This window comes from Parvularcula maris, assembly GCF_024505085.1.
GTDB classification, from domain to species: Bacteria; Pseudomonadota; Alphaproteobacteria; order Caulobacterales; family Parvularculaceae; genus Parvularcula; species Parvularcula maris.
The window spans coordinates 1-6488 of the sequence record NZ_JANIBC010000026.1 but is presented as its reverse complement, the minus strand read 5'-3'; the positions used below and the strand labels follow the sequence as shown (position 1 = coordinate 6488).

Here is a 6488-nt window from a genome sequence, read left to right as displayed (position 1 = left end):
CGGACGAAGTGAGTTTTTCAACACAATCGCGCAATTGCGGACATAAGAGCGGGTGCCGTTTCGGCCCTTTAGTTCTAGCCGCGTAGTGCCTGTGAGGCGGCAGCTGCGGCTGCCTTTGCACAGGTTCCGTCTTGATCAGGCCTGGCACCGGAGACGCCAACGCCGCCGACGGGGTAAGGTTCTGGTTCAGCGACGATGATCGGTTCGCCGCCCTCTATCACTACGATGCCGGGAACGTGTTCGATCCCAGCAATAGGGCTTCGATCAGCAAACGCAGCTTCTCTAAGGGCCGCCGTCCCGACCGGTGTCGTCGCAGCGGTGGCAGCCTTAAGCCGGGAGAGCCGAGACTGAGTCTCGAACACGTCGTCCATCCGCTCGAACAGCACGACGTTGCCGCCCCGGTCGATAATGGTGATCGCGACGCGCCAGTCGTTCTCGTCGGCCGTCGCACGGCATGCCGCTGCACCCGCCTGAGCCGCATCGAGGGTGAGGTAAGGACGGGAAGCCAAGTTGTCCGGCGACTGGATCAGCGCAGTCGCTATTGTAACCAGCGCCTCAAGCATGGTCGCTACCTTTAGCGTAGAGCTGCATGATGCCGGTGATGTTGTCCTCGCCATAGCCCTGCCGGACCGCTTCACGGTACGCCCCGCCCGATGCCTTCGTGACGGGCACGCGCGCGCCAGCCGCCCGTGCTGACGCCTCAGCAAGATCGAAGTCCTTGGCGACGAGGTCGATCGGGAAGGCTGGCGCGAACGCCCCAGCCAGCATCGCCTCCGACGCCAGCTTGGCCGCTGGGCTACAGACTGGTGTTGTACCGACGATCTCGACCGATCGTGCCGGATCGATCCCTGACCGTTCGGCCAGTCCGATCAGTTCGGCCATCATAGCTAGCTGCGCGCCGAACAGCGCGTTGACCATGAGCTTGACCGTTGCCCCCGCGCCGTGCCCACCTGCGTGGTGTACCGCGCTACCCATTGCACCCAGGGCCGGACGCGCCCGGTCGAGGTCGTCGGCCTCCCCGCCTACGAAGAAGATCAGGCTCCCGGCCTCTGCCTGCGGTCGGCTACCTGCTAGGGGCGCGTCGAGGAACGCCCGCCCGGCCGCTTTGAAGCGCTCGGCAAGCCGGCGGACGTGCGGTACGGAAAGTGTCGAGCACTCGATGCCCACCGCGTCCGCGCGCATTGCGGAAAGCGCTCCAGCCTCGCCGAGCCAGACGGCCTCCGACGCTGCGTCGTCGCGGACCATGGAGAAGACGAGGTCTGCGTTGCGAGCTGCTGCTGCAGGCGAAGGGTGGCAAATCGCTCCTTTCGCTTCGAGCGGGCAACCAGCGCCGGCGCTGCGGTTCCAGACGTTGACGCCGTATCCTGCCTCAACAAATCGAGCAGCCATGCGCGAGCCCATCGCGCCAAGGCCCAGAAAGGCAATCTTGTTCATCCTATTCCCCTTCAAGCCGCAGCGCGGAAGGCCGCGTCCAGCTGCCGCTCCGCCATCTCGTGTGCCTCGGCGATGGTCGTCTCGTCCGCTGTCGTGCCCTCGACGCGGAACGCTCGAACCTCCTTAATGCCGAGAAAGCGCAGCAGGCTGACGAGGTAGGGCTCAAGGAAGTTCATGGACGCAAAGGCCCCGCCCTCGCCGTACCCAGCTGCGCCGTAGGCGCAGGCGAGATAGGCTCTGCGAACGGGCACGAGCCCAGTGAACGCCTCGCCGTCAAAAGAGAACGTCTCGTTCACCCGGACGATCTGATCGATCCATGCCTTGAGCGCGGAGGGAACAGTGAAGTTGTACATATGTGTACTGACGATCAGTGTATCTGCACCCTTCAACTCCGCAATGAGTGTGTCCGAAAAGGCCGTTGCTTCGCGCAAAGTCTCGGTCATCTGCGAAGGCGGGGTATAGAAACCTGCTATGGTCTTATCCAAGATGTGAGGGATGGGTTCAGCCGCGAGATCGCGTCGGCGGACCGTGAGGCCTGCGCAGCTTTCGATGATGCGAGCTTCCAGGCGATCGGCTAGCTTTCGACTGTGCGAAGACTGGTGACGCGAACTCGCATCGATCCGTAGGGCGTAGGGCATGACATTGTCTCCTTCGTTCGGCTCAAGACGTATTCGAGCGTGCCGCGCCGATAAACTGGACGAGACGAACGACTTTGTTGCATGATACGCAATGATGGATACCGGACGGATCGAGGCTTTCGTGGCAGTGGCGGAAGCAGGTAGCTTTGCGGGCGCGGCCAGGGCGGCCGGCGTCGCCCCCTCTTCGGTGACGCGTGCCGTCGCGGCGCTAGAGGCGGATCTAGGCGTGCGCCTCCTGAACCGCACAACGCGGCGCGTTACGCTTACCGAGGCAGGCGAGAGTTACCTTGCGCGCGTCACACCTGCCCTTGAAGAACTCACCGCGGCAGATGACGCCGCCCGTTCGGTGTCGCAGCACCCAGCGGGGCTTCTGCGAGTCGCCGCCTCGGTGACCTACGGGCAAATCGTCCTGATGCCGCGCCTCGCAGAGTTCCATGCGACCTATCCGGATATCAGGGTCGAGTTGTCCCTGGCGGACTCGAAGGCAGACCTTGTCGCCGAGCGGATCGACGTGGCCATACGGCACGGGGCGATGGCAGACAGTTCCCATATCGTACGCAGGCTGCACTGGGTTCGCTACGTTTTGGTCGCTGCGCCGTCCTTCCTCTCGCGAACGATGATCGAAGAGCCGGAAGTTATTAGCGAGCACGCACTGGCATTCTCCTTCGCGCCCTTCAGAGCGTCTTGGACATTCGACAAGGACGGCGAGGCACAAACCGTCGACCTCACGCCGCGCTTCGTTTCGAACAACGCGCTTGCACTCAGGAGTGCTGCACTGGACGGGCTTGGCGTCGCGCTTCTCGCCGACTGGACAGTGCAGGCGGACCTAGCTGCCGGTCGGCTCGTTCCCGTTCTCTCTGACTGGTCAGTACGCGCGACCGGCGCGGCGACAGATCCAGGCGTCTGGCTCGTGACGCTCTCGCGGGCCTTCGTACCCCAGAAAGTAGACGCCTTCGCCAGATGGCTGCGCGATCAGCGGTAACGACAAACGGGCGGTCCCAGGTCAAGAACGTCGGTTGACACCAGATCGGGGGGAAGGCGCATTTGCGGACATTACCCAATCTGGGAGACGCGCATCGCCATTGCCGCATGTTTGGGTGTCCTAAAGGCCACGACTTCTACGTTGGTCGCTATTGCTTGGCAGCCTCGGTACGTCCGATCCCATTCGAAGGCCCGAAGACGGTTGACATCAAACTGCGGAGGTTCGGCCGATTGATTGGGCATGGCTACAATCATGGCTCCAAGATGAGATGCTTTAGAGAAGACAAGGACCGATCGAGAACGTTTGGCAAGAACATGTCGTGAGGTAAGGGAATAGTGCCCAGCTCATTGCTCAAGGCGGGGGACATTCCGTGTACGTCAGCCGGGATGACCCGGGCACCTGATCGTAGTGGTCAGCAAATACTTTCCGACTTTGGCCTGAGACGCCCAGCGGCCGGGCATAACTAGTGCAGCTGAGAGTTTATCATGAACCAGGATAGTGGCAGCAAAAACAGCCGCTGAAAACGTCTCAGTTAGTGCGGAACGTATTCGTACATTCCTGTATTTTCATTGTGATGAAGCTCGTAGAGGTCCCATTTCGCGCCCGGGTTGCGTGGCTCTTCTAGCTTCTGCGCCAACACAATCGTGTCGCTTAGAGCGCGCAGTGTGATCATTCCGTAGACTGCGACATTGCGGTCTTTTCTATCTTGCATCCGTCTCTCGATTTCCGTGCGCTTATCTGGGTCGGTTTCAGCTTCAAGCCGAGACTCAAAATCGCGAAGGAGTTCCAGGTACTTAATGATAGGCGTAAATTCACGAGTCGAACGAGCGAGTTCGGTCGAGAAGATCAGTGGGCGTCGTCCCCGACCGTGCTTGCCAAAGGTGCCGAGCGCATCGGGCCGCGGATGGGAATGGCTTTCGCGGTCTCCTGAGGAGATTACCGTCACCACGGGATTCAAAACGGCGAGAAAAGTGTCGATGATGTGGGATGATCCATGGTGGCAAGCCTTCGCGACGTCGACCTGAAAGGTTCGCCGCCCTGCATCGATGATACTGGCGAGCTTCGCTCTATACTTATCGAGCTTCACCTGATCGCGGGCGCTGATACTATCCCCTTCAGCCTCCAATTTAGCGATATTGTCCTCGAGCTTCGAAGTTTTCTTTGGAGCGGCAGCATACAGATTGAGAAGGAAGTTCTGCGCTTGGGTGTTGAGATCGCCCCCAAGCATCACAGCAAGCTTACCGTATGTCATCCGAAACACTACCGAATGACCGTTCTTTGTAACGCTCTCGCTCCCGAGTTTTCTCAGCCCGTTCCGGGTCTCGCCATTATGCGTGACCGGCTCAGTGATCGGACCTAGGACTTCAACAGCAAGTGGGCTGTTACTGCCCTCGAACTTATCGAAAAAGACCCGCTGACCCGCTTCGAGCTGCGACCTCTTCTTACCGATTGACTTGAATCTCGCGGTTTTTGTGTTTTCGAAGCAAGCACGGATGGTCGAGAGAAATTGTTTGCGCGTCCGAGGAAACTCGGCGGTGATTTCCTTCAGTCGCTTATTCGTATGTACAACGTCCCAGAGCATTTTCGGGTTGCCATCCACATAACCTCCAAGATCGTCAGGATACGAGAGTCTCGCGTCAACGGCACCATCTGGTCGTTCGACAATGCCGCTGTGAAAAACCTTATCGAAGGCGAGCTTTGGGTTCTGGAAGACCTGTTCAAATCCGAAGTAGTGGTCATTATCAGGATGTGACATGACCACATAGTCGATCAGCCAAGGTTCCTTTTCGGCTTTCTCTGGATCGAAATCAGGAGCCCGCTTAACGTTTCGTCCACGGAGATTGTATCGCCAGCTTAAGAAGCGCTCCATATTTGAGCCGACGCCGGCATCGATAAGGATGATTTCGTCGTCGGGGGTCACGATATGGCAGCCGTCTCCTTGGCCGATATCGACAAAATTGACCTCGAGCGCCCGGACCTCGGTGACCTCCTCCTTAAGCACCCAACCGACGTCGCCGCGACAGCGGATTTTAACGAATCTTTCGCTGGTCTGACCTGTGAACTTGAGCCAGTCACCGAGTATCAGATGGTTTCGAGCCGCACCGCCGCCAGGCGCAGAGCGAAGCACAACATCCGGGCGAGCTATGAAGTAGTCTTTGTCGGTCGAGAGGGACATAATCCAGCTCCAATTAGGCTCGAATGAAATGCGCACCACGCGGTGAAGAGCCCCCTTCAACGGAGCCTCTTTGCCTAATATCAACGCGGGGAACGAAATGACGCGGCAGGCTAGCCTCACTCTGCTCGTCGGGACCTCGCAAGAGCGGGGTCTTAAACCCCCTTCGGAACTCAGCTTGTGAACGTTTTGCAGCAGCATTATCGTGACGCCTCAGCGTAACGAAATTTACTCTGAAGTTTGATCTCCAAGAACGGGTGCATCCTTCGACCACAGAGCTTCTCATTGCTCAGCGGAGGCGTGACGGACCGTACACTGAGTTCCTATTCGCGGTAAGGGGTTCGTCAGCGTCGGTGGGCGATTGAGAATCGGGGATGGTGGGTTGCGAATTCAGCGCTGAAGCCTCGAGGCAAATGCCCTGCACCGACCTCTGGTTTCTAAGCCAGCTCGCTTCCTGCCGGGCAAGAGAGCGACCGTGACTAACGATGAAAGTAGCCTGGTCGCGATCAGTTTTGGCGAGCCGAACCGGGAACGTTGCAGCGATCCACGCCTCGCTGGGTACTAAGCCTTCAAACTCCTGGCGAACCTGCTCATCAATTCGCTGATCGATCTCCCAAATTGATAAGGAGATGCACTTCTGCGCCGCCATATCCCCGAAGTGAATTTTGCGGCGCTGCTCAACTTGCCGATGCATATGGCGGACCGTGGCGCGGAGCTATGACCACCAATTTCGGCGAATAGAGCGGTCGGTGCCAAATGGATCGCCAGCATTGCTGATCATGACATGCCTAAAGTGCTCCGCGCGTTCTAGACCTAAATTGTCATAGATACCTCCATCGCCGAGCAAGGCTCGCCTGTCGAAGGCTTCAGCCAATTCCGGGTTTCGCTCACGAACCTTTTCTAACCAGCCGCCAGGGGCTGTATCATCTTCACGGGGCATCGCCTCGACAAGGTCGAGTTCCATAGGTGCGAAGAAGGGAGGGAAAGCAGCAGAAGCCGCGACGACATCAGAGAGCAAAAAATCCTGTCGATATCGTCCTAGCCGGTAGTTGCGTGCAAGAGGCCCGAGTCCCGGATCGCGCGTGAAAAACCAGCCCGTGTTGGTTCGCAGATCCGTCGCATTGAAGAAGAACAAGGGCGCGCCGGAGCCGGGCGCCGGCAAGTCTGAGAGGCGACTCCCACCAAGAAGCTTCTCGGAGAGGGACCTTGACAGACTGCTAGAGCGGTTTCAACTTAATCGAGGTCATATCCTTCGGCTGCG

At 58.9% G+C, this 6488-nt stretch carries 6 protein-coding genes; 1 reads left to right on the top strand and 5 read right to left on the bottom strand.

The annotated features are described in order from the left end of the window. Window positions 1-74: 74 nt before the first annotated feature. The 3 genes from NOG11_RS14740 to NOG11_RS14730 are packed head-to-tail and all read right to left on the bottom strand — an operon-like array spanning window position 75 to window position 2072. Complete coding sequence (locus NOG11_RS14740) at window positions 75-563, bottom strand: GlcG/HbpS family heme-binding protein (RefSeq protein WP_256620576.1); 489 nt, start codon at window positions 561-563, stop codon at window positions 75-77. After that, window positions 556-1434, bottom strand: coding sequence for an NAD(P)-dependent oxidoreductase (locus NOG11_RS14735; RefSeq protein WP_256620575.1), 879 nt, complete (start codon window positions 1432-1434; stop codon window positions 556-558). The genes NOG11_RS14740 and NOG11_RS14735 overlap by 8 nt, the downstream gene beginning before the upstream one ends. Window positions 1435-1445: 11 nt before the next feature. After that, the gene (locus NOG11_RS14730) at window positions 1446-2072 is read right to left on the bottom strand and encodes an FMN-dependent NADH-azoreductase (protein ID WP_256620574.1); all 627 of its coding nucleotides are present in this window, start codon (window positions 2070-2072) and stop codon (window positions 1446-1448) included. Between the two features lie 91 nt (window positions 2073-2163). On the opposite strand from NOG11_RS14730, the gene NOG11_RS14725 reads away from it, so the two are divergent. Further along, window positions 2164-3054, top strand: a complete 891-nt coding sequence (locus tag NOG11_RS14725) for a LysR family transcriptional regulator (protein ID WP_256620573.1) — start codon at window positions 2164-2166, stop codon at window positions 3052-3054. A gap of 532 nt (window positions 3055-3586) precedes the next feature. Here the strand turns inward: NOG11_RS14725 and NOG11_RS14720 are convergent. Continuing rightward, window positions 3587-5230, bottom strand: coding sequence for a ComEC/Rec2 family competence protein (locus NOG11_RS14720; protein ID WP_256620572.1), 1644 nt, complete (start codon window positions 5228-5230; stop codon window positions 3587-3589). 712 nt (window positions 5231-5942) lie between these two features. Further along, window positions 5943-6389 carry a patatin-like phospholipase family protein gene (locus tag NOG11_RS14715; RefSeq protein WP_370468307.1) on the bottom strand — a complete coding sequence of 149 codons (447 nt, stop codon included), beginning with the start codon at window positions 6387-6389 and terminating at the stop codon, window positions 5943-5945. Window positions 6390-6488: the final 99 nt, after the last annotated feature.